Origin of the sequence: Escherichia sp. MR (assembly GCF_005280595.1) — a bacterium.
GTDB lineage: Bacteria > Pseudomonadota > Gammaproteobacteria > Enterobacterales > Enterobacteriaceae > Escherichia > Escherichia ruysiae.
In genome coordinates, this window is the sequence record NZ_SZVK01000017.1 from 41,205 (window position 1) to 63,314 (window position 22,110).

Annotated in this window: 22 protein-coding genes; 12 read left to right on the plus strand and 10 right to left on the minus strand. The window is 49.4% G+C overall.

The window, feature by feature from the left end; translation table 11 throughout:
• The first annotated feature begins 366 nt into the window (after positions 1 to 366).
• The 6 genes from topA (at position 367) to acnA (ending at position 7,831) form a co-directional block, all read left to right on the plus strand.
• Positions 367 to 2,964 carry a type I DNA topoisomerase gene (topA, locus tag FC814_RS09970; protein ID WP_137325881.1) on the plus strand — a complete coding sequence of 866 codons (2,598 nt, stop codon included), beginning with the start codon at positions 367 to 369 and terminating at the stop codon, positions 2,962 to 2,964.
• A gap of 208 nt (positions 2,965 to 3,172) precedes the next feature.
• Positions 3,173 to 4,147: an HTH-type transcriptional regulator CysB gene (gene cysB / locus FC814_RS09975; protein ID WP_000776255.1), complete on the plus strand. Its 975-nt coding sequence runs from the start codon at positions 3,173 to 3,175 to the stop codon at positions 4,145 to 4,147.
• Between the two features lie 318 nt (positions 4,148 to 4,465).
• Entirely contained in the window at positions 4,466 to 4,606 is a 141-nt protein-coding gene (locus FC814_RS09980; RefSeq protein WP_301546362.1) for a YmiA family putative membrane protein, read from the plus strand.
• Between the two features lie 3 nt (positions 4,607 to 4,609).
• Positions 4,610 to 4,780, plus strand: coding sequence for a hypothetical protein (locus FC814_RS09985; protein ID WP_000261429.1), 171 nt, complete (start codon positions 4,610 to 4,612; stop codon positions 4,778 to 4,780).
• A 116-nt stretch (positions 4,781 to 4,896) separates the two neighbouring features.
• Entirely contained in the window at positions 4,897 to 4,992 is a 96-nt protein-coding gene (gene ymiC / locus FC814_RS09990; protein WP_016158389.1) for a small membrane protein YmiC, read from the plus strand.
• A gap of 163 nt (positions 4,993 to 5,155) precedes the next feature.
• Positions 5,156 to 7,831, plus strand: a complete 2,676-nt coding sequence (gene acnA / locus FC814_RS09995) for an aconitate hydratase AcnA (protein WP_137325882.1) — start codon at positions 5,156 to 5,158, stop codon at positions 7,829 to 7,831.
• A 63-nt stretch (positions 7,832 to 7,894) separates the two neighbouring features.
• Here acnA and ribA read toward each other — a convergent pair whose 3' ends face one another.
• Positions 7,895 to 8,485 (minus strand): GTP cyclohydrolase II, encoded by a 591-nt coding sequence (gene ribA / locus FC814_RS10000; protein WP_001176295.1) that lies wholly within the window; start codon positions 8,483 to 8,485, stop codon positions 7,895 to 7,897.
• Between the two features lie 169 nt (positions 8,486 to 8,654).
• Here ribA and pgpB point away from each other — a divergent pair, with 169 nt between their 5' ends.
• From pgpB to yciH, 5 genes are all read left to right on the plus strand, one after another.
• Positions 8,655 to 9,419 (plus strand): phosphatidylglycerophosphatase B, encoded by a 765-nt coding sequence (gene pgpB, locus FC814_RS10005; protein WP_085460777.1) that lies wholly within the window; start codon positions 8,655 to 8,657, stop codon positions 9,417 to 9,419.
• A 148-nt stretch (positions 9,420 to 9,567) separates the two neighbouring features.
• Entirely contained in the window at positions 9,568 to 9,876 is a 309-nt protein-coding gene (gene lapA / locus FC814_RS10010; protein ID WP_000876289.1) for a lipopolysaccharide assembly protein LapA, read from the plus strand.
• Positions 9,877 to 9,882: 6 nt separating this feature from the next.
• Positions 9,883 to 11,052 (plus strand): lipopolysaccharide assembly protein LapB, encoded by a 1,170-nt coding sequence (lapB, locus tag FC814_RS10015; protein WP_000891366.1) that lies wholly within the window; start codon positions 9,883 to 9,885, stop codon positions 11,050 to 11,052.
• A gap of 192 nt (positions 11,053 to 11,244) precedes the next feature.
• The gene (gene pyrF / locus FC814_RS10020) at positions 11,245 to 11,982 is read left to right on the plus strand and encodes an orotidine-5'-phosphate decarboxylase (RefSeq protein WP_000176261.1); all 738 of its coding nucleotides are present in this window, start codon (positions 11,245 to 11,247) and stop codon (positions 11,980 to 11,982) included.
• The gene (yciH, locus tag FC814_RS10025) at positions 11,982 to 12,308 is read left to right on the plus strand and encodes a stress response translation initiation inhibitor YciH (RefSeq protein ID WP_001353236.1); all 327 of its coding nucleotides are present in this window, start codon (positions 11,982 to 11,984) and stop codon (positions 12,306 to 12,308) included. The genes pyrF and yciH overlap by 1 nt, the downstream gene beginning before the upstream one ends.
• Before the next feature lie 126 nt (positions 12,309 to 12,434).
• Here the strand turns inward: yciH and osmB are convergent, their stop codons facing one another.
• The 4 genes from osmB to pdeR form a co-directional block, all read right to left on the minus strand.
• Entirely contained in the window at positions 12,435 to 12,653 is a 219-nt protein-coding gene (gene osmB / locus FC814_RS10030; protein ID WP_000498252.1) for an osmotically-inducible lipoprotein OsmB, read from the minus strand.
• Positions 12,654 to 12,921: 268 nt separating this feature from the next.
• Positions 12,922 to 13,671 (minus strand): DNA-binding transcriptional regulator YciT, encoded by a 750-nt coding sequence (locus FC814_RS10035; RefSeq protein WP_001088636.1) that lies wholly within the window; start codon positions 13,669 to 13,671, stop codon positions 12,922 to 12,924.
• An 88-nt stretch (positions 13,672 to 13,759) separates the two neighbouring features.
• On the minus strand, positions 13,760 to 13,933 hold the full coding sequence (gene yciZ, locus FC814_RS10040; protein WP_001288366.1) for a protein YciZ: 174 nt from the start codon (positions 13,931 to 13,933) through the stop codon (positions 13,760 to 13,762).
• A 146-nt stretch (positions 13,934 to 14,079) separates the two neighbouring features.
• Positions 14,080 to 16,065, minus strand: a complete 1,986-nt coding sequence (pdeR, locus tag FC814_RS10045; RefSeq protein ID WP_000859925.1) for a cyclic di-GMP phosphodiesterase — start codon at positions 16,063 to 16,065, stop codon at positions 14,080 to 14,082.
• Between the two features lie 53 nt (positions 16,066 to 16,118).
• Between pdeR and FC814_RS10050 the strand changes: the two genes are divergently transcribed.
• Complete coding sequence (locus FC814_RS10050; RefSeq protein WP_000221851.1) at positions 16,119 to 16,241, plus strand: hypothetical protein; 123 nt, start codon at positions 16,119 to 16,121, stop codon at positions 16,239 to 16,241.
• 65 nt (positions 16,242 to 16,306) lie between these two features.
• On the opposite strand, the gene FC814_RS10055 is transcribed toward FC814_RS10050, so the two are convergent.
• The 5 genes from FC814_RS10055 to sapF all read right to left on the minus strand — a co-directional run bounded on the left by FC814_RS10055 (position 16,307) and on the right by sapF (position 22,110).
• On the minus strand, positions 16,307 to 18,241 hold the full coding sequence (locus tag FC814_RS10055) for an exoribonuclease II (RefSeq protein ID WP_137325883.1): 1,935 nt from the start codon (positions 18,239 to 18,241) through the stop codon (positions 16,307 to 16,309).
• Positions 18,242 to 18,308: 67 nt separating this feature from the next.
• The gene (locus FC814_RS10060; protein ID WP_137325884.1) at positions 18,309 to 19,448 is read right to left on the minus strand and encodes a CMD domain-containing protein; all 1,140 of its coding nucleotides are present in this window, start codon (positions 19,446 to 19,448) and stop codon (positions 18,309 to 18,311) included.
• A 143-nt stretch (positions 19,449 to 19,591) separates the two neighbouring features.
• Entirely contained in the window at positions 19,592 to 20,380 is a 789-nt protein-coding gene (gene fabI / locus FC814_RS10065; protein WP_000506490.1) for an enoyl-ACP reductase FabI, read from the minus strand.
• Positions 20,381 to 20,870: 490 nt separating this feature from the next.
• Positions 20,871 to 21,233, minus strand: a complete 363-nt coding sequence (locus tag FC814_RS10070; protein WP_000357908.1) for a DUF559 domain-containing protein — start codon at positions 21,231 to 21,233, stop codon at positions 20,871 to 20,873.
• 70 nt (positions 21,234 to 21,303) lie between these two features.
• Positions 21,304 to 22,110 (minus strand): peptide ABC transporter ATP-binding protein SapF, encoded by an 807-nt coding sequence (gene sapF / locus FC814_RS10075; protein WP_000573415.1) that lies wholly within the window; start codon positions 22,108 to 22,110, stop codon positions 21,304 to 21,306.

A 22,110-nucleotide genomic window follows, 5' to 3' on the forward strand; every position in this document is an offset into this window, starting at 1 on the left:
AACAAGGACATTAGTCTACGCCAGGCATGGCATGCAGACAAATATACCACGCTGGCGTCAGGAGCGCCTTACTGGCAACTTTGGATTTTGCATGCTAATAAAGTTGCGTAACGGATTTTATCAGGTACAGTGTGACGCTTTCGTCAATCTGGCAATAGATTTGCTTGACATTCGACCAAAATTCCGTCGTGCTATAGCGCCTGTAGGCCAAGACCTGTTAACTCAGTCACCGGCATTTTCGTGAACAGAGTCACGACAAGGGGTTGATATCCGCAGAGAGCGAGTCCATATCGGTAACTCGTTGCCAGTGGAAGGTTTATCAATGTGCGACGCATTCCTGGAAGAATCAAATTAGGTAAGGTGAATATGGGTAAAGCTCTTGTCATCGTTGAGTCCCCGGCAAAAGCCAAAACGATCAACAAGTATCTGGGTAGTGACTACGTGGTGAAATCCAGTGTCGGTCACATCCGCGATTTGCCGACCAGTGGCTCAGCTGCTAAAAAGAGTGCCGACTCTACCTCCACCAAAACGGCTAAAAAGCCTAAAAAGGATGAACGTGGCGCTCTCGTCAACCGTATGGGGGTTGACCCGTGGCACAATTGGGAGGCGCACTATGAGGTGTTGCCTGGTAAAGAGAAGGTCGTCTCTGAACTGAAACAACTGGCTGAAAAAGCCGACCACATCTATCTCGCAACCGACCTTGACCGCGAAGGGGAAGCCATTGCATGGCACCTGCGGGAAGTGATTGGGGGTGATGAAGCTCGCTATAGCCGAGTGGTGTTTAACGAAATTACTAAAAACGCGATCCGCCAGGCGTTCAACAAACCCGGCGAACTGAATATTGATCGTGTTAATGCCCAGCAGGCGCGTCGCTTTATGGATCGCGTCGTGGGTTATATGGTTTCTCCGCTGTTGTGGAAAAAGATCGCTCGCGGTCTTTCCGCCGGGCGTGTGCAATCCGTAGCGGTTCGCCTGGTGGTTGAGCGTGAGCGTGAAATTAAAGCGTTCGTGCCGGAAGAATTCTGGGAAGTCGATGCCAGTACGACTACGCCGTCTGGTGAAGCGTTGGCTTTGCAGGTGACTCATCAGAACGATAAACCGTTCCGCCCGGTCAACAAAGAACAAACTCAGGCTGCGGTAAGTCTGCTTGAAAAAGCGCGCTACAGCGTGCTGGAACGTGAAGACAAACCGACAACCAGTAAACCAGGCGCTCCTTTTATTACCTCTACGCTGCAACAAGCTGCCAGCACCCGTCTTGGTTTTGGTGTGAAAAAAACCATGATGATGGCGCAGCGTCTGTATGAAGCTGGCTATATCACTTACATGCGTACCGACTCCACTAACCTGAGTCAGGACGCGGTAAACATGGTTCGCGGTTATATCAGCGATAATTTTGGTAATAAATATCTGCCGGAAAGCCCGAACCAATACGCCAGCAAAGAAAACTCACAGGAAGCGCACGAAGCGATTCGTCCTTCAGATGTCAATGTGATGGCGGAATCGCTGAAAGATATGGAAGCAGATGCGCAGAAACTGTACCAGTTAATCTGGCGTCAGTTTGTTGCCTGTCAAATGACCCCAGCGAAATATGACTCCACCACGCTGACCGTTGGCGCGGGTGACTTCCGCCTGAAAGCGCGCGGTCGTATTCTGCGTTTCGACGGCTGGACGAAAGTAATGCCTGCGCTGCGTAAAGGCGATGAAGATCGTATTTTACCGGCTGTCGATAAAGGTGACTCCCTGTCGCTTGTTGAACTGACGCCTGCGCAGCACTTTACCAAGCCGCCAGCCCGTTTTAGCGAAGCTTCACTGGTTAAAGAACTGGAAAAACGCGGGATCGGTCGTCCGTCTACCTATGCGTCGATCATTTCGACCATTCAGGATCGCGGCTATGTGCGTGTGGAAAACCGTCGCTTCTATGCGGAAAAAATGGGTGAGATCGTTACCGATCGCCTGGAAGAAAATTTCCGCGAGTTAATGAATTACGACTTTACCGCGCAGATGGAAAACAGCCTCGACCAGGTGGCAAATCACGAAGCAGAGTGGAAAGCTGTACTGGATCACTTCTTCTCTGATTTCACCCAGCAGTTAGATAAAGCGGAAAAAGATCCGGAAGAGGGCGGTATGCGCCCGAACCAGATGGTTCTGACCAGCATTGACTGTCCGACCTGTGGTCGAAAAATGGGGATTCGCACCGCCAGCACCGGGGTATTCCTGGGCTGTTCCGGTTATGCGCTGTCGCCGAAAGAGCGTTGCAAAACCACCATCAACCTGGTGCCGGAAAACGAAGTGCTTAACGTGCTGGAAGGCGAAGACGCTGAAACCAACGCGCTGCGCGCCAAACGTCGTTGCCCGAAATGCGGTACAGCGATGGACAGCTATCTCATCGATCCAAAACGTAAGTTGCATGTCTGTGGTAATAATCCAACCTGCGACGGTTACGAGATCGAAGAGGGCGAATTCCGTATTAAAGGTTATGACGGCCCGATCGTTGAGTGTGAAAAATGTGGTTCTGAAATGCACCTGAAAATGGGGCGTTTCGGTAAGTACATGGCTTGCACCAATGAAGAGTGTAAAAACACACGTAAGATTTTACGTAACGGTGAAGTCGCGCCGCCGAAAGAAGATCCGGTTCCGCTGCCAGAATTACCGTGCGAAAAATCGGATGCTTATTTCGTGTTGCGTGACGGCGCTGCCGGCGTGTTCCTGGCGGCCAATACTTTCCCGAAATCACGTGAAACGCGTGCGCCGCTGGTGGAAGAGCTTTATCGCTTCCGCGACCGTTTACCAGAAAAATTGCGTTATCTGGCTGATGCGCCACAGCAAGATCCAGAAGGTAATAAGACAATGGTTCGTTTTAGCCGGAAAACCAGGCAGCAATATGTCTCTTCGGAAAAAGACGGAAAGACAACTGGCTGGTCAGCATTTTATGTTGATGGCAAATGGGTTGAAGGGAAAAAATAACCTTTAATTCTTTCTGGTTTTTAAAACAAAGGGTCGCAAAAGCGACCCTTTTTTATTGCATATTATTTTATCTCCACACCTATACACTAAAGCTATAAATGATATAGTGGTTATAGTTAGCACCTTTTTTATTATTAAATCGTATTAGTCACCCGTCAGGAGTGACGAAAAAACGATGTTCTGATGGCGTCTAATTGGATGGTTTAACATGAAATTACAACAACTTCGCTATATTGTTGAGGTCGTCAATCATAACCTGAACGTCTCATCAACGGCTGAAGGACTTTACACATCACAACCTGGGATCAGTAAGCAAGTCAGAATGCTGGAAGATGAGCTGGGTATTCAAATTTTTTCCCGTAGCGGTAAGCATTTGACGCAGGTTACTCCAGCCGGGCAGGAAATAATTCGTATCGCTCGTGAAGTTCTGTCGAAAGTTGATGCTATTAAATCGGTCGCCGGAGAGCATACCTGGCCTGATAAAGGCTCGCTGTATATCGCCACCACGCATACTCAGGCGCGCTATGCATTACCGAATGTCATCAAAGGTTTCATTGAGCGTTATCCTCGCGTTTCTTTGCATATGCATCAGGGATCGCCGACACAAATCGCCGATGCCGTCTCTAAAGGTAATGCCGATTTCGCTATCGCCACGGAAGCACTTCATTTGTATGAAGATTTGGTGATGCTGCCATGCTATCACTGGAATCGGGCTATTGTGGTGACACCTGACCATCCGCTGGCGGGCAAAAAAGCAATTACCATTGAAGAACTGGCGCAGTATCCGTTGGTGACGTATACCTTCGGTTTTACCGGACGCTCCGAGCTGGATACCGCCTTTAACCGCGCAGGGTTGACGCCGCGTATTGTTTTCACGGCTACCGATGCTGACGTGATTAAAACTTACGTTCGCTTAGGGCTGGGTGTTGGGGTAATTGCCAGCATGGCGGTGGACCCGGTTTCTGACCCTGACCTGGTTCGTGTTGATGCGCATGACATTTTCAGCCATAGCACAACCAAAATTGGTTTTCGTCGCAGTACGTTTTTGCGCAGTTATATGTATGATTTCATTCAGCGTTTTGCGCCGCATTTAACCCGCGATGTCGTTGATGCCGCCGTAGCATTGCGTTCCAATGAAGAAATTGAGATCATGTTTAAAGATATCAAATTGCCGGAAAAATAATTACCTGCATTATTTCCGGCACCTTTTATGTTTTCGGGGTGCCGGAATATATCCTTTGTTCTTTCTTATTTGTACACCGCTCACAATATAATTATCCCTCAAATCTTTATGGTAAATCGGACGTAAAGTAGTGTTTAATTACCTGCCTCGCAAACTCCAGCCTTCAAATATCTATTTCAGGTCAAAAGATTGAATTATTCACTGGAGACGATTCGTAAATTAGCTGGATTTTTGACTAAAGTTTCATTAGGATTTGTCTCATTAGTTGATTAATTATACCAATCGTTTAGCGTATTACTGATAAGTGATGGCGATTATATGAGGTTAGCAATGCCTTCTGGAAATCAGGAACCCCGCAGGAACCCTGAATTGAAACGCAAAGCCTGGCTTGCGGTATTTCTTGGTTCTGCGCTCTTCTGGGTGCTTGTCGCACTGCTAATTTGGAAAGTGTGGGGGTAAAGCATGGTCGTTCAGGAGCAGCATCAGATTGCTTTGCCACTGTCTCAGCATAGTGACAATGAAACGGAAACGAAACGGGAATGTTCAGTCGTTATTCCGGATGGCTGGAAACTGACGTCGCAACAGCAAGCGTTTATAGAGATGTTTGCTGAAGATGAGCAGCAGAAACAATAATTATCATCATTCTTATTATCCGATATATTCGTGAATTAAACCGTTTTTAATACACCACAGCAATAAAAGGTTGAATAATTTCAACAGAAAGTAATAACAAGTGAGGGGTGTAGCCTATGATCACCACAAATATGAAATATTGGTCCTGGATGGGCGCATTTTCTCTGTCGATGCTCTTCTGGGTTGAACTCATCTGGATAGTTGCTCACTAATCTCTGACCTCGCTGTGGCGAGGTTTTTCTTTTCTTATCCGCAAGATTTCTCCTCTTTTATCAATTTGGGTTGTTATCAAATCGTTACGCAATGTTTGTGTTATCTTTAATATTCACCCTGAAGAGAATCAGGGCATCGCAACCCTGTTATTAAGGAGGAGCTATGTCGTCAACCCTACGAGAAGCCAGTAAGGACACGTTGCAGGCCAAAGATAAAACTTACCATTACTACAGCCTGCCACTTGCTGCTAAATCACTGGGCGATATCACCCGTCTGCCTAAGTCACTCAAAGTTCTGCTCGAAAACCTGCTCCGCTGGCAGGATGGTAACTCGGTTATCGAAGAGGATATCCACGCGCTGGCGGGCTGGTTGAAAAATGCCCATGCTGACCGTGAAATTGCCTACCGCCCGGCAAGAGTGTTAATGCAGGACTTTACCGGCGTGCCCGCTGTCGTGGATCTTGCGGCGATGCGAGAAGCGGTAAAACGTCTCGGCGGCGATACCGCGAAAGTGAATCCACTCTCACCGGTTGATCTGGTCATTGACCATTCGGTGACCGTCGATCGTTTTGGCGATGATGAGGCATTCGAGGAAAACGTGCGTCTGGAAATGGAGCGAAACCACGAACGTTATGTATTCCTGAAATGGGGACAGCAGGCCTTCAGCCGTTTTAGCGTTGTGCCGCCAGGTACAGGGATTTGCCATCAGGTTAACCTCGAATATCTCGGCAAAGCAGTGTGGAGCGAATTGCAGGATAGTGAATGGATTGCTTATCCGGATACGCTCGTCGGCACCGACTCACACACTACGATGATCAACGGTCTTGGCGTGCTGGGGTGGGGCGTTGGCGGGATCGAAGCGGAAGCCGCAATGTTAGGTCAGCCGGTTTCCATGCTTATCCCGGATGTAGTGGGCTTTAAACTCAGCGGAAAATTACGTGAAGGTATCACCGCCACAGACCTGGTTCTTACCGTCACTCAGATGCTGCGTAAACATGGCGTGGTGGGGAAATTCGTCGAATTTTACGGCGATGGGCTGGATTCGCTGCCGCTGGCAGATCGCGCCACCATTGCCAATATGTCGCCAGAATATGGCGCGACCTGCGGCTTCTTCCCAATCGATGCGGTCACCCTCGATTACATGCGTTTAAGCGGGCGCAGTGAAGATCAGGTCGAGCTGGTCGAAAAATATGCTAAAGCGCAGGGCATGTGGCGTAACCCGGGCGATGAACCGATTTTTACCAGTACGTTAGAACTGGATATGAATGACGTTGAAGCGAGTCTGGCGGGGCCAAAACGCCCACAGGATCGCGTTGCACTGCCCGATGTACCAAAAGCTTTTGCCGCCAGTAACGAGCTGGAAGTGAATGCCACGCATAAAGATCGCCAACCGGTCGATTATGTTATGAACGGACATCAGTATCAGTTGCCTGATGGCGCAGTGGTTATTGCTGCCATCACGTCATGTACCAACACCTCTAATCCAAGTGTACTGATGGCCGCAGGCTTGCTGGCTAAAAAAGCCGTAACTCTGGGCCTGAAGCGGCAACCGTGGGTCAAAGCGTCGCTGGCACCGGGTTCGAAAGTAGTTTCTGATTATCTGGCAAAAGCCAAACTGACTCCGTATCTCGATGAACTTGGCTTCAACCTTGTGGGATATGGCTGTACCACCTGTATTGGTAACTCTGGTCCGTTGCCCGATCCTATCGAAACTGCAATCAAAAAAGGCGATTTAACCGTCGGTGCGGTGCTGTCCGGCAACCGTAACTTTGAAGGTCGTATTCATCCGCTGGTTAAAACGAACTGGCTGGCGTCGCCGCCGTTGGTGGTTGCCTATGCGCTAGCGGGAAATATGAATATCAACCTGGCTTCAGAGCCTATCGGCCACGATCGTAAAGGCGACCCGGTATATCTGAAAGATATCTGGCCATCGGCACAAGAAATTGCCCGCGCAGTAGAACAGGTCTCTACAGAGATGTTCCGTAAAGAGTACGCAGAAGTTTTCGAAGGGACAGCTGAGTGGAAAGAAATTAACGTTGCGCGATCCGATACCTACGGTTGGCAGGATGATTCGACCTATATTCGCTTATCGCCGTTCTTTGATGAAATGCAGGCAACACCAGCACCTGTGGAAGATATTCACGGTGCGCGGATCCTCGCAATGCTGGGGGATTCAGTCACCACTGACCATATCTCTCCGGCGGGCAGTATTAAGCCCGACAGTCCGGCGGGTCGATATCTACAAGGTCGAGGTGTTGAGCGGAAAGACTTTAACTCCTACGGTTCGCGGCGCGGTAACCATGAGGTGATGATGCGCGGCACATTTGCCAATATTCGCATTCGTAACGAAATGGTGCCCGGTGTTGAAGGTGGAATGACGCGGCATTTACCTGCCAGCGATGTCGTTTCTATTTATGATGCAGCGATGCGCTATAAGCAGGAGAAAACGCCCCTGGCGGTGATTGCCGGTAAAGAATATGGTTCTGGCTCCAGCCGTGACTGGGCGGCAAAAGGTCCGCGTCTGCTTGGTATTCGTGTCGTGATTGCCGAATCGTTTGAACGAATTCACCGCTCGAATTTAATTGGCATGGGCATTCTGCCGCTGGAATTTCCGCAAGGCGTGACGCGTAAAACATTAGGGCTGACCGGGGAAGAGAAGATTGATATTGTCGATCTGCAAAATCTACAACCGGGCGCGACGGTTCCGGTGACGCTGACGCGTGCTGATGGTAGCCAGGAAGTTGTGCCGTGCCGTTGTCGTATCGACACCGCGACGGAATTAACCTATTACCAGAACGACGGTATTTTGCATTACGTTATTCGTAATATGTTGAAGTAACGAGTATTTGCTTGCCGGAAGTCAGATAACCGGCAAGCAAATTAACTTTACAACGTAAGTGGGTTATTTGTTCAGCAAATGCCCCATTTTCTCGGCTTTGGTATCGAGATAATGTTCGTTATTGGGGTTACGACCAACAATCAACGGCACGCGTTCAACAATATTAATCCCGGCTTCGGTCAGAATTTCGACTTTTTTCGGGTTGTTGGTTAACAAACGGACTTCATTGACACCAAGGAGTTTGAACATATCAGCGCAAAGAGTGAAGTCGCGCTCATCTGCAGCGAAGCCTAACTGGTGGTTAGCCTCTACGGTGTCGTAACCTTGATCCTGCAATGCGTAAGCGCGAATTTTATTCAGCAGACCAATGTTACGACCTTCCTGGCGGTGATACAGCAAAATACCACGGCCTTCTTCGGCGATTTGCGTCAGCGCCGCTTCCAGCTGGAAGCCACAATCGCAGCGCAAGCTGAACAGGGCGTCACCGGTCAGACATTCGGAATGGACGCGCGCAAGTACCGGGGTATGCCCGGAAATATCGCCATAGACTAGCGCGACATGATCGTGTCCGGTTGCCAGTTCTTCAAATCCCACCATCAGGAAATCGCCCCATGGGGTTGGCAGTTTGGCTTCTGCCACACGTTTAAGCTGCATGAAATTCTCCAGATAATGCTGGTTCTGTATTGGCTTATTTTGCCATAACGCGAAGGCGTTCACCTAATCACGACGCGTCGATCGTTCACTGAATGGCACAAATCTGTCAATTTTTCCAGGTCAGGGCATTTTCAGTTATGATTGTGAGACTTATAAGAAAGGAGAGACCATGCGTTCGATTGCCAGACGTACCGCAGTTGGAGCTGCACTATTACTTATCATGCCTGTAGCGGTATGGATTTCTGGCTGGCGTTGGCAACCAGGAGAGCAGAATGGGGTGTTAAAGGCGGCTTTTTGGGTCACTGAAACTGTCACTCAGCCCTGGGGCGTTATTACGCATCTGATTTTATTCGGCTGGTTCCTTTGGTGCCTGCGTTTTCGGATCAAAGCGGCAATTATGTTGTTTGCCATACTGGCTACGGCGATCCTGGTCGGACAAGCGGTAAAATCCTGGATTAAAGACAAAGTTCAGGAACCGCGCCCGTTTGTTATCTGGCTGGAAAAAACACATCATATTCCGGTTGATGAGTTCTACACTTTAAAGCGTGCAGAGCGCGGAAATTTAGTGAAAGAACAGTTGGCTGAAGAGAAAAATATCCCGCAATATTTGCGAACTCATTGGCAGAAAGAGACCGGTTTTGCCTTTCCTTCTGGTCACACAATGTTTGCTGCCAGTTGGGCTCTGCTGGCCATTGGGCTGTTATGGCCGCGTCGGCGAACCGTAACCATTGCACTCTTGCTGGTTTGGGCAACGGGAGTCATGGGAAGTCGCCTGTTGCTTGGGATGCATTGGCCGCGCGACCTGGTGGTGGCTACGTTGATTTCGTGGGCGCTGGTCGCGGTAGCAACCTGGCTTGCACAACGTATTTGTGGGCCATTAACACCACCACCGGAAGAAAATCGTGAGATAGCGCAACGAGAACAAGAAAGTTAATACTGGTTGAATTTCTGAATTTAACCCTCAAATCATCAACAATGATTGTGGCTACCATTTCGCAGACGTCGTGAAAATGGTAATTTAAAGGGCTATTGCGGTAAGTTGACCATAATTTATTCGCTCTAACCACATAACGGGAAGTAATGTGAAATATTTACTCATTTTCTTACTGGTGTTAGCGATTTTTGTGATTTCCGTCACATTAGGTGCGCAGAATGATCAACAGGTAACATTTAATTATCTGTTAGCGCAAGGGGAGTATCGTATCTCTACTTTGCTGGCGGTATTGTTTGCTGCGGGTTTTGCTATCGGTTGGTTGATTTGTGGCCTGTTCTGGCTGCGAGTTCGTGTTTCTCTGGCGCGCGCTGAACGTAAAATAAAGCGACTGGAAAACCAGCTTTCACCTGCGACTGGCGTGACGGTAGCGCCTGATTCGTCAGTGGCGAAGGAATAACTTTCTATGCTGGAGTTGTTGTTTCTGCTCTTGCCTGTAGCCGCTGCCTATGGCTGGTATATGGGCCGCAGAAGTGCGCAACAAAACAAGCAAGATGAAGCCAACCGCCTGTCACGCGATTACGTAGCAGGGGTTAACTTCCTGCTTAGTAATCAACAGGATAAAGCGGTTGATCTGTTCCTCGATATGCTCAAAGAGGACACCGGCACCGTTGAAGCCCATCTTACGCTCGGAAATCTGTTCCGTTCGCGTGGCGAAGTCGATCGCGCGATTCGTATTCATCAAACCTTAATGGAAAGTGCCTCGTTGACTTATGAGCAACGCTTGCTGGCAATTCAACAACTGGGGCGTGATTACATGGCGGCGGGTTTATACGATCGCGCGGAAGATATGTTTAATCAACTGACCGATGAAACTGACTTCCGTGTTGGCGCATTGCAACAGCTGTTACAAATCTATCAGTCTACCAGTGAATGGCAGAAAGCAATTGATGTCGCAGAACGCCTAGTGAAGCTGGGCAAAGATAAGCAACGCGTCGAGATTGCCCATTTCTACTGTGAACTGGCGCTCCAGCATATGGCCAGCGACGATCTTGATCGCGCTATGACCTTGTTGAGAAAAGGGGCGGCGGCAGATAAAAACAGCGCCCGCGTATCCATCATGATGGGACGTGTGTTTATGGCGAAAGGAGAATACGCCAAAGCGGTCGAAAGCCTGCAACGCGTCATTTCCCAGGACAGAGAACTGGTCAGCGAAACGCTGGAAATGCTGCAAACCTGCTATCAGCAACTGGGTAAAACTGCCGAATGGGCAGAGTTCCTGCAGCGCGCGGTGGAAGAGAATACCGGTGCCGATGCTGAGTTGATGCTTGCAGACATCATCGAAGCGCGCGAGGGCAGTGATGCCGCTCAGGTCTATATTACGCGCCAACTACAACGTCACCCGACCATGCGCGTGTTCCACAAGTTAATGGATTACCACCTGAATGAAGCAGAAGAAGGGCGCGCTAAAGAGAGCCTGATGGTGCTGCGTGACATGGTTGGTGAGAAGGTGCGTAGTAAGCCGCGTTATCGTTGTCAGAAGTGTGGTTTTACCGCATATACGCTCTACTGGCATTGTCCGTCATGTCGGGCCTGGTCAACCATTAAACCCATTCGCGGCCTTGATGGACTGTAACTTCTAAAAAAAATCCAGATTTAGTTACAACATCCTTATTGTTGCTCTCACATTTTGCTTCGGCAACTCCAGCGTAGAAAAGCCTGACAGGGGAGAAATCGCAACTGTTAATTTTTTATTTCCACGGGTAGAATGCTCGCCGTTTACCTGTTTCGCGCCACTTCCGGTGCCCATCATCAAGAAGGTCTGGTCATGACGTTAACTGCTTCATCTTCTTCCCGCGCTGTTACGAATTCTCCTGTCGTTGTTGCCCTTGATTACCATAATCGTGACGCCGCGCTGGCATTTGTCGACAAGATCGACCCACGTGATTGTCGTCTGAAAGTCGGCAAAGAGATGTTTACGCTGTTTGGGCCGCAGTTTGTGCATGAATTGCAACATCGCGGTTTTGATATTTTCCTCGATCTGAAATTTCACGACATTCCCAACACCGTAGCGCACGCTGTGGCAGCAGCGGCTGACTTAGGCGTGTGGATGGTGAACGTTCATGCCTCAGGTGGGGCACGTATGATGACCGCAGCACGTGAGGCGCTGGTTCCGTTTGGTAAAGATGCACCGCTATTAATTGCTGTGACTGTATTGACCAGCATGGAAGCCAGCGACCTGGCCGATCTTGGCGTGACACTGTCACCAGCGGATTATGCAGAACGTCTGGCGGCATTGACGCAAAAATGTGGCCTTGATGGTGTGGTGTGTTCTGCTCAGGAAGCTGTGCGTTTTAAACAGGTATTCGGTCAGGAGTTCAAACTGGTTACGCCGGGCATTCGTCCGCAGGGGAGTGACGCTGGTGACCAGCGCCGCATTATGACGCCAGAACAGGCGTTGGCGGCTGGAGTTGATTATATGGTGATTGGTCGCCCGGTAACGCAATCGGCAGATCCAGCGCAAACGCTGAAAGCGATCAACGCCTCATTACAACGGAGTGCATGATGAGTGATTCCAACAGCCGTCTGGTTTACTCAACGGAAACCGGACGTATTGATGAGCCAAAAGCGGCCCCTGTACGCCCTAAAGGCGACGGCGTGGTGCGCATTCAACGTCAAACCAGTGGACGTAAAGGAAAGGGCGTTTGCCTGATCACTGGAGTCGATCTCGATGATGCAGAACTGACAAAACTGGCGGCGGAGCTGAAGAAAAAATGTGGCTGCGGCGGAGCAGTAAAAGACGGAATTATCGAAATCCAGGGAGATAAGCGTGATTTATTAAAATCACTCCTTGAAGCGAAAGGAATGAAAGTAAAACTCGCGGGCGGGTAACAAAAAAAGCCACGGAAATATTCCGTGGCTTTCGTTTATTTTACTGTGTGTACTATTCAGTTATTTCGTAATGAACAGAGTCAAGCGTATTATAATTGCGAGTCGCTTATCGACATTTATTTACGATTATTTACCGACCTGGTGACCGATAATACCACCAACTGCTGCACCACCTAATGTACCCAACGTGCTGCCATCAGTCAGTACTGCACCACCTAAAGCCCCTGCGCCCGCACCGATTGCGGTGTTGCGATCTCGTTTAGACCAATTAGAACAGGCGCTTAGAGACATTGCCAGTGTAATTGCCAGAACAGCAGCGGTCATTTTTTTGCTCGTTACAAACATAATACTCTCTCCTGAATTTATGATTCACGGAAGTAAGCTCTCTATAACTATAATAGTTCAGAATACATCCGTTAAAATAATTCCGTGAAATCCTCTCGCGCGCAGGGTTATATCACGCAGGTGATAGTGACTTCCTGTTATATCGCTGATAATAAGTTTATAACTTTAGGATGTTAATAACAGGTAAATAGTCTTAATTATCAACCAGGAATCATCTTAGAGCGGATGATTTGCGTCAGGGTAAATCATCCGTAGGGAAGGAAAATGATTACATGTCAACGACGTGAACGATTAATTTACTGTGTTCTAAATGCATCGTATCGCTGGCGCGAATCTTCGAATCGGTTATAACACGCTTGATTCTCTCCACAGGACCGATGGAGTAAGAGTGTATGGCACCAAACTTAGAACTGTCAGTCAGGACTATGACTTCGCATTCTTTTTCCAACACGGCATTGACCACATCGGTACGCATCATGTCGCGACCTGTAAATCCAGTTTCAGGTTGCCAGCCATCGATACCAATAAATGCCTTACTGAAATGCACCTGTTGGATGCACTGACGTGTCAGTGGGCCAACCATACTTTCGCTTTTTTTCTGGTACACGCCGCCAAGTAAAATGACTTCACAAGGCGCGTCTTTCAGTAAATGCGCTATATAGCTGCTGACCGTAATGATGGTGACATTTTTCTTCTGCTCACCTAATGTGCGAGCCAGAAGGGCATTACTGCTACCATTCTCGATAAAGATGGTTTCACCCGGTTGAACCAGTGAGGCGGCAAACTCGGCGAGTTCACGCTTCAGCGTATAATTACTCATCATACGGGTTTCGACGTCATCACTATCAAGCGAAACAGCAAAGCCATGTGCACGGCGTAGATAGCTAAGTTTTTCGAGGGTGTTGAGATCCTGGCGAATGGTAACTTCGGAAACTCCAGTGGCTTTTGCCAGATCGGTTACACTAACCTGACCCTGCTCAATGACCATCTGTAGAATAGTTTGTTGTCGGGAATTCATCGCTGTAATTCTTATAACGTTATAATACTAAATAAAAAATGCTGACGCGCCGGGCATCCTTAAATAGGGAAACCTGAAAGCACGATTGTTAAATCTCCCACGGTGCCTTCGGGATGTCTGGCGTAGATGCAGCAACCTGGCGCAACAGTTCTGCTTTAAGTATCTCGAGATTATGGATCGCAGAGTGGTAATCGCCCGCCACAAGGATATCTAACACAATATCAATACGTTCGGCAACGCGTTGGGCATCAAATTCAGACATCAGGGTATCCTCAAGGCAAAAAAGTGAAAATGAATAATGCAAAAATTGCCGCTAAAAGAGAAGTGTTTAACGGCAAAGGCTAATTATCATTCATTAATACGATATGTAATGGAATTATATACTGTTACATTTATATATTCGTCTCTTTATGCGCGCTTTAGATAACGTTTATACCAGCGTTCAAAAGCCACGGCAGGCATCGGTTTAGCAAACAAAAATCCTTGTCTCTCATTGATGCCATTTTTGGTCAAAAAGGCATCTTCTTTTGCACTCTCTACACCTTCGGCAATCACTTGAAGATTGAGCGCCTGAGCCACGGCGACGATCGCACGTACCAGCGACTGCGAGACTGGCTGTTTGTGAATATCACGGACAAAAACCTGGTCGAGTTTTATAGCATCGATGGGGAATCGTGCCAGTTGGGAAAGAGAAGAGTAACCCGTGCCGAAATCATCCAGATGAACCTGTGCGCCTAATTGACTGAATTGCTGAATAACGGAAAGCGCCAACTGATCGTTTTCAATCAGACAGCTTTCAGTCAGCTCGACATCAATAGGGCAATACTCAAATTTAAGTTCCTGGAGTACCTGTTTCAGGTCAGTGAAAATGGTTTGATCGGCAAGTTGGCGTGCTGAGACATTCACCGCAACCCGAAGATTAATGCCTTTATCTCTCCATTTTGCTACCTGGCGCACGACGTCGAGAATAACCCAACGGCCTAGAGGCACAATCAGACCGGACTCTTCGGCATAGGAAATAAAGTCCAGAGGGGGAATTAAGCCACGTTCGGGAGACTGCCAGCGTACCAGGGCTTCCAGACTGCGTACTTCACCCCGCCAGGTGATTTTCGGCTGGTAGTGAATAACTAACTGATCGTTTTCCAGAGCTTTACGCAGGTTGGTATCCAACCACAGATATTCGAATACCCGTTGATTCATTTCCGGCGAAAAGACGCAAAATTGTCCTCGTCCGCCTTCTTTGGCACTGTACATTGCCGTATCGGCATGGCGAATAATCGCCGCGCTGTCTGAGCCATGTTGCGGTGAAAGTGAAATACCAATTGAACAGCCGGTATAAACTTCGATTAAACCGATGCGAAAGGGTTGGCGCAGGCGGGTCAAAATCCGCGATGCCATTGCTTCCAGGGCACTTTGCGAGGTGTTTGGTGCGAGTACCAGAAATTCATCGCCGCCAAGACGTGCTAACACCTGATCCTGCTCAAGACAGCTTAAAATAGCCAGTGAAACCTCGCGTAACAGCTGGTCGCCAAACAAATGCCCGTAGGCATCGTTCACTTTTTTAAAATTGTCTAAATCGAGATAAACCACTCCGACTTTACCCTCGTCGGCCTCATTAATGGCGTAGTCGATTAATTCCTGCATTGCGTTACGATTCGGTAGCCCGGTGATGCTGTCAGTGTTAGCCAGGATTCGCAATCGTTCCTGGGCGTGACGTTCTTCGGTGATATCGGTGCCGGAACAAATTAAATAGATCTCATTTTTGCCGCTACCGCTGTGGACAAATTTGTTGCGAAACAGAAACAGTCGCTGACCTTTGCGCGTCTGTACCCAACGCTCGACTTCATAGGCGTTGCCACTACGAAAAAAACTGCTGTTGTTACGCCGGGAGATCGCGGCTTCACGGCGACTCATAAATAATTTAAACACACTTTGCCCAATGACATCGTGTTCTTTCAGCCCTGTGTATTCTTCGCATAACCGATTAAAACGCTGGATATTCCCTCGGCTATCCAGAATCACTATTGCGGAATGTGCTTCAGAAACCACCTGTTCAGCAAAGGAAAGTCCGTGTGATAAATCACGAGCAACCGCTGGTGTGTCATGCCATGCCGACGCGTTGCCACCCCATTCGCGCTTATTGATTTTTCGTCCCACCAGATGGACAGAAAGGTCGCTCTCATCGACTGTCAGGCTCATCATCAGGCTGGAGGTGATGACCGTCATTTCCCGGATACGAGCAGCCTGTTCAGCAGATAACTGTAGAGTACGTTCAGGTTCTGTTGTTTCAGTGGTGGAAAAGCGCAAAACATCACTGTTTTCCGACAACCGCCAGTATGGGTTGTGCGAGCCGAGAAAGTTGTACAACGTTGTGGACTCCCTAACGGTTTTCATGATGCATACCCTACGGTTAACGGCGAAGCTCACCATTAAATGAAAGGTTCAACATGACTTACATGAAATTAATGTCGGCTAAACGTATTGTTTTATTTATATATTTATTTGTAATCCAGTTTTGGGAAAACGCCAGTTTTCAAACGGAAGTCATTAAAAAAAATCTGCTGAGATAAAACGAAGGCGAAGGGAGGGGGAAAAGCAAACGGCCCATCCGTAATGAACGGGCCGTGAAAGGGGATTACGCGACCGGGCGCGCAATAATACTACGGGTTTCCATGCGTACTTCTGCGATGGTGACGTCGATAACGTCGGTTACCTTGTAAACCGTTTCACCTTTAATTTGTACGGTGCCGTTTTCCTGACTGCAAACCAGTTCATCGCGCACGGCGTGTAAGAATGGTGCAGGGATAAAGGCGATTGCGCCGTTATCGACCAGCCGCACACGCATACCGCCACGGCTGATATCGACGATTTCCGCCGCAAAACGGGTATCGGTTCCGGCTTTATCTTTCAGGAAACGTGCGTATAACCAGTCGCCGACATCACGTTCTGCCATTCGGTTGAGGCGGCGACGCTCTGCCATTTGGACGGTGATCTCATCCTGTGGACGCGTCGCTGTTTCGCCTTTGATGATCGCTTTCAGCAGACGATGGTTGATCATGTCGCCATACTTACGAATCGGTGAAGTCCAGGTGGCATACGCTTCCAGACCGAGACCAAAGTGAGGGCCAGGTTCGGTGCTGATTTCTGCAAAAGACTGAAAACGGCGAATGCGGCTGTCAAGGAAACCTGTCGGTTGCGCATCCAGCTCACGGCGCAGTTTGCAGAAGCCGTCCAGTGTGAGCACTTCTTCGGCGTCAACATGTAGACCGTGCGTTTTCAGTAATGCTGCCAGCGCGTCGGCATTTGCCGGATCAAAGCCCATATGCACGTTATAGATACCGAAACCGAGCTTATCGCGCAGCACGCGAGCCGCACATATGTTGGCGGCGATCATCGCTTCTTCGACGATACGGTTGGCAATACGACGCGGTTCAGCGACGATATCCAACACTTCACCTTTTTCACCCAGAATAAAACGGTAATCCGGGCGATCTTTAAACACCAACGCATGGTTATTACGCCATTCGCCGCGACGCTGGCAAATTTGCGCTAACAGGCGGATTTGTTCCGCAATCGCATCACTTTCTGGCTGCCAGTCACCGGTGTTTTCCAGCCAATCGGAAACCTGGTCATAAACCAGTTTCGCTTTGGATTCGATGGTGGCAGCAAAAAATTCGATGTCGTCTTCAATGGTGCCGTCAGCGGATAGCGTCATCCGACATGCCAGCACCGGACGCACTTCATTGGCACGCAGGGAGCAGAGATTGTCGGAAAGTTCCCGTGGCAGCATTGGGATATTGAAACCTGGCAGATAGTTGGTGAACGCACGAATTTTCGCGGCTTTGTCCAGCTTGCTGCCTTCTGCGATCCACGCGGTTGGGTCGGCAATCGCCACAATCAACTGTAGTTTGTCATCCGGCAGCGCCCTGGCGAAGAGGGCATCATCCATATCTTCCGTGCTGGCGCTGTCAATGGTGACAAAGTCCAGTGCAGTCAGATCTTCACGTACCAGACCTTCATCGAGCATTTCGGTAGCGACACCGTCTGGCGCTTCTTTTTCCAGATTATGGCGTGCCAGGGTTACCCACCACGGCACGAAATGGTCGTCACCAAAAGTGATGTATTGTGTCAGTTCCGCATAGAATGAGCGATCGCCTTTCAACGGATGGCGGCGCATTTCGGCAACCGCCCAGTCGCCTTCTTTAAACTCATGGGTCAGGCCACGAGCCGCGCGACAAGGAATGGCGTCTTTTAAGAGTGGATGATCAGGAACGATGGCCAGACGGTCATTTTTGCCCTGAACTTTCCCCACAAAACGAGTCAGAAACGGTTCAACCAGTTCTTCTGGCTCTGCGGATTCACGTTCTTTTTCACTGTGGATCACCGCGATAATTCGGTCGCCATGCATGACTTTTTTCATCTGCGGCGGCGGAATGAAATAACTTTTCTGTGCGTCGACTTCCAGGAAGCCAAAGCCTTTTTCAGTGGCTTTTACCACCCCTTCAGCGCGGGGCGTCTGGGAATGCAGTTGCTGTTTAAGCTGCGCTAGCAGCGGGTTGTCCTGAAACATAATTGTCTATTTTGGTGGCCATTAGAGCGGCTGACAGTTTTACGCGATTCTGCCTGACGCAGCAAGGTTAATGTGTTTCACCCAACGCGATTTTTAAGCGATTTATCCAACCACAAAACCCGCTCCATACCAGCAGATTGATAACCTGAGCTGATGATATTTCATGTTCGAGTAATGGGCTAAACTGGGCGGCGCTAAAGCGATCGGGTGCTCGTGTCAGCCATTGTATCGCCTGAACGGTAGCGCGCTCAACAGAATGACGGTCAGCCCATTGGTTTATTTCGTTTTCGCCCTGAAGCAGAATGCATATTGCTTCTTTATATTCAACATTTGAATGAATTAAAGAGGTGAAACAGGCAACGCTCCCGTTAATTCGTGCACTGAGTAAGGCAGCAAGTTGATGGCTGGATTTTGTTGTTACCAAGGAACTGGATAGCAACGTCACAAAGAGTGAAAGTGAGGCAGGGTGCAGATTCAATATTGCTATCAGTTGGCGGAGTTCGGATGGTAGCTGTCGGAGAGCATTCATCTCTTGCTCTTGCGGATATTTATCCACTTCGTAGCAGGCACGCCAGCCAGTTGATGCTTCAGCAAAAAGTGAACCGTCTGCGTAGCTTTGCACTTCCAGACCGGGTAGCCAGCGTATCGGGTGCTCAAGATAAGCCTGAAATGTGGCGATCGCTCGCGCCTGAAAACCAACAAAGCCGATGATTTGATTGATAATTACACAGTCCCAGGCGGTAAGCCCGACATCGTTAAGATGCTGGCGGGACTGACCGTCGATAATAGATGGAGAACCAGCCAGTTGACGGGCATATTGCGTGATTTGCGCCAGCCGATGATTGCTTTCCCTGGAGGAGTCTGGCCCGGGAAGCGGTGTCAGACGCGCGGAATAGTGGTTGCATAACCGCTGGACGCCGCAGACCTGGGCAACCGTCAGGGCGGTCGTCAGGCGTTCATAGGCGGTGAATGTTTGTAAGCGTGTCACTGCAAGCTGGTCGGGGAAGAACTCTACAGCAAGAGCACGCGCCGGGATCAGCCACGAATGAAAGGGATCAAGTGTTTCTTCATCAAGGATCACGTCGAGCAGAAAAGGATCGGTTACCTTTGCGGCTCCCGGAACCAGTGGCAAAACGTCATACTCCGAAGTACTGGATTGCGTTTCATGATACCAGTGGCTTTTGCCGGTAATGTGGCGTTGTTCCATGGGTACTCCTTGGTCGTAAAGGAAATCGTTATCCTGACGCAAGGCTGGGAGGGGAGAAAGACGGATCGGCGATAACAAATATCAGAAAGGTATAACAGAGAAATCGGGCGGCAGAACGCCGCCCATCTTTACCAACAGAACGATTATTTCAGTTCCAGTTCGTTCATGGCAGCGATGCTGAAACCGCCATCAACGTGAACGACTTCACCGGAGATACCAGCGGAGAGGTCGGAGCACAGGAACGCTGCAGAGTTACCTACATCTTCAATGGTAACGGTACGACGAATCGGTGTAACCGCTTCGCAGTGAGCCAGCATTTTACGGAAGTCTTTGATGCCGGAAGCCGCCAGAGTACGGATCGGACCCGCAGAGATGGCGTTAACACGCACACCTTCCGGACCCATCGCGTTAGCCATATAGCGTACGTTCGCTTCCAGAGACGCTTTTGCCAGACCCATAACGTTGTAGTTCGGGATAGCGCGTTCGGCGCCCAGGTAGGAGAGGGTCAGCAGGGCAGAACCCGGATTCAGCATGGAACGGCAAGCTTTTGCCATTGCAACGAAGCTGTAAGAGCTGATGTCGTGGGCAATTTTGAAGCCTTCACGGGTAACGGCGTTAACATAGTCACCATCCAGCTGATCGCCAGGTGCAAAACCAATAGAGTGTACGAAGCCGTCAAATTTCGGCCAGACTTTACCCAGTTCAGCGAACATGGTGTCGATGCTGGCATCTTCGGCAACATCGCACTGCAGAACGATGTCAGAACCTAATTGAGCGGCAAATTCTTCTACGCGGCCTTTCAGTTTGTCGTTCTGGTAGGTGAATGCCAGTTCAGCTCCTTCGCGGTGCATCGCCTGAGCGATACCGTAGGCGATGGACAGTTTGCTGGCAACACCGGTTACCAGAATGCGCTTACCGGAAAGAAAACCCATAGCTTTAATCCTTATTGTTGATGCTTGTTGTGCCTGAAAATCAGGCGATTCGTCGTTTAAATAAACAGTACGAACAGATAAACGGTTATTATAATCAACCTGGCTGTGGGTGGCTATAGTTGCCAGGTCCGACCGGAGCAGGGCGCGGGCAGGGTGGGGGCTTTTCCCCTCACCCTAACCCTCTCCCCAGAGGGGCGAGGGGATCGTATTGTGCAAATATTGTCACCCCAGCAACAAACAGGCACATACAGCCCCCTAGTCCTTTCAGGGAGAGGGTGACCGGCAGTTCAGTCCTGGCCGAATATTTTTTCTCATCCGCCTCTATATTTTCACCACAACAGCCACCCGGCTCGGTCGGCTTCCTCGCCCTTTCAGGGAGAGGGCTGGGGAGAGGGTGACCGGCGATTCAGTCCTTGCCGAATATTCTTCACCATCCGACTCCATGTTTTCACCACAGCAACTACCCTACTCAGTCGGCTCCCTCGCCCTTTCAGGGAGAGGGCTGGGGTGAGGGTGACAGGCGACTCAGTTCCTGCAGAATAATCTCCAGCACTGCCTCCTCATTACAATCAATCTCGTTATTCCAGAAACGCAGCACGGTCCAGCCCTGTGACTCAAGCCAGCGTGTGCGCCTGGTATCATAGGCAACTGTCGAATCATGCTGCCCACCATCCAGCTCAACTACTACACGCGCCGAGCAGCAGGCAAAATCGAGAATGTAGCTCCCCACCGGATGTTGACGGCGAAATTTGAAATCACCAAAACGTCGGCTGCGAAGATATCGCCAGAGCTTTCGTTCCTGCGGGGTGAGATTGCGTCTTAAATAACGCGCATTTGATTTTATTTTATCCATCCACTCATTCTGACAAGATTTAATCCCTTGTCAGAATGAGGTGAATTATCTGGAAGGCGGGTTCAGAAAATCAACGATCTTTGCGCCACGCATCCGCCGTCAACGCTTCGCCAAAGTGCCCGGAAATGAGCCGTTTGGTGAGTTCATGTAGCGGCGATGCCAGCACGTCAGCCGTACTACCGCGCTCGACCACTTCACCCTGATGCATGACCAGAACCTGGTCGCTGATATGCTTCATCATCCCGATATGTTGGGTAACATAAATATAAGAAATGCCCTGTTTCTCTTGTAGCTCCAGCATCAGATTAATCAACTGCGAACGCATCGACATATCCAGCGAGGCGAGAGCTTCATCCGCGATAATAACTTTTGGGCGCAATATCAGCGCGCGCGCCAGACCCAGACGTTGTTTTTGCCCTGGTGCCAGCATATGCGGATAGTAACTGACGTGATCCGGTAGCAGCCCGACCATACGCATTGTTTCAATAATCTGTTTGCGGCGCTGTTCAGGTTCCAGATCGGTGTTCAAACGCAGAGGAAAATCAAGGATCTGCGAGATACGCTGACGCGGATTCAACGAGGTCGATGGATCCTGAAAAATCATGCGAATCCGCTGGCTGCGGAAGGAGTAATCGCCAAAATGCAGCGGATGATCGTCAATCAATAACTCGCCGCTGGTTGGCTCAATCATTCCTGCCAGCATTTTCGCCAGCGTCGATTTACCGGAGCCGTTTTCACCAATAATCGCCAGAGTCTGGCGTTCACGTAGCGTAAAGCTCAAGGGTTTTACGGCTTCTACGGTCTGACGACGAAACCAGCCAGTTCGGTAGCGGAACGTTTTGCTTAAATTACGCACTTCGAGCAGCGTTTCGATCAT

What these genes read in the sequence shown, in the direction of transcription:
- topA (WP_137325881.1), top strand. Translation starts at nt 367, where the DNA reads ATGGGTAAAGCTCTTGTCATCGTTGAGTCCCCGGCAAAAGCCAAAACG.
- cysB (WP_000776255.1), top strand. Translation starts at nt 3,173, where the DNA reads ATGAAATTACAACAACTTCGCTATATTGTTGAGGTCGTCAATCATAAC.
- FC814_RS09980 (WP_301546362.1), top strand. Translation starts at nt 4,466, where the DNA reads ATGAGGTTAGCAATGCCTTCTGGAAATCAGGAACCCCGCAGGAACCCT.
- FC814_RS09985 (WP_000261429.1), top strand. Translation starts at nt 4,610, where the DNA reads ATGGTCGTTCAGGAGCAGCATCAGATTGCTTTGCCACTGTCTCAGCAT.
- ymiC (WP_016158389.1), top strand. Translation starts at nt 4,897, where the DNA reads ATGATCACCACAAATATGAAATATTGGTCCTGGATGGGCGCATTTTCT.
- acnA (WP_137325882.1), top strand. Translation starts at nt 5,156, where the DNA reads ATGTCGTCAACCCTACGAGAAGCCAGTAAGGACACGTTGCAGGCCAAA.
- ribA (WP_001176295.1), bottom strand. Translation starts at nt 8,485, where the DNA reads ATGCAGCTTAAACGTGTGGCAGAAGCCAAACTGCCAACCCCATGGGGC.
- pgpB (WP_085460777.1), top strand. Translation starts at nt 8,655, where the DNA reads ATGCGTTCGATTGCCAGACGTACCGCAGTTGGAGCTGCACTATTACTT.
- lapB (WP_000891366.1), top strand. Translation starts at nt 9,883, where the DNA reads ATGCTGGAGTTGTTGTTTCTGCTCTTGCCTGTAGCCGCTGCCTATGGC.
- pyrF (WP_000176261.1), top strand. Translation starts at nt 11,245, where the DNA reads ATGACGTTAACTGCTTCATCTTCTTCCCGCGCTGTTACGAATTCTCCT.
- yciH (WP_001353236.1), top strand. Translation starts at nt 11,982, where the DNA reads ATGAGTGATTCCAACAGCCGTCTGGTTTACTCAACGGAAACCGGACGT.
- osmB (WP_000498252.1), bottom strand. Translation starts at nt 12,653, where the DNA reads ATGTTTGTAACGAGCAAAAAAATGACCGCTGCTGTTCTGGCAATTACA.
- FC814_RS10035 (WP_001088636.1), bottom strand. Translation starts at nt 13,671, where the DNA reads ATGAATTCCCGACAACAAACTATTCTACAGATGGTCATTGAGCAGGGT.
- yciZ (WP_001288366.1), bottom strand. Translation starts at nt 13,933, where the DNA reads ATGTCTGAATTTGATGCCCAACGCGTTGCCGAACGTATTGATATTGTG.
- pdeR (WP_000859925.1), bottom strand. Translation starts at nt 16,065, where the DNA reads ATGAAAACCGTTAGGGAGTCCACAACGTTGTACAACTTTCTCGGCTCG.
- FC814_RS10050 (WP_000221851.1), top strand. Translation starts at nt 16,119, where the DNA reads ATGACTTACATGAAATTAATGTCGGCTAAACGTATTGTTTTATTTATA.
- FC814_RS10055 (WP_137325883.1), bottom strand. Translation starts at nt 18,241, where the DNA reads ATGTTTCAGGACAACCCGCTGCTAGCGCAGCTTAAACAGCAACTGCAT.
- FC814_RS10060 (WP_137325884.1), bottom strand. Translation starts at nt 19,448, where the DNA reads ATGGAACAACGCCACATTACCGGCAAAAGCCACTGGTATCATGAAACG.
- fabI (WP_000506490.1), bottom strand. Translation starts at nt 20,380, where the DNA reads ATGGGTTTTCTTTCCGGTAAGCGCATTCTGGTAACCGGTGTTGCCAGC.
- FC814_RS10070 (WP_000357908.1), bottom strand. Translation starts at nt 21,233, where the DNA reads ATGGATAAAATAAAATCAAATGCGCGTTATTTAAGACGCAATCTCACC.
- sapF (WP_000573415.1), bottom strand. Translation starts at nt 22,110, where the DNA reads ATGATCGAAACGCTGCTCGAAGTGCGTAATTTAAGCAAAACGTTCCGC.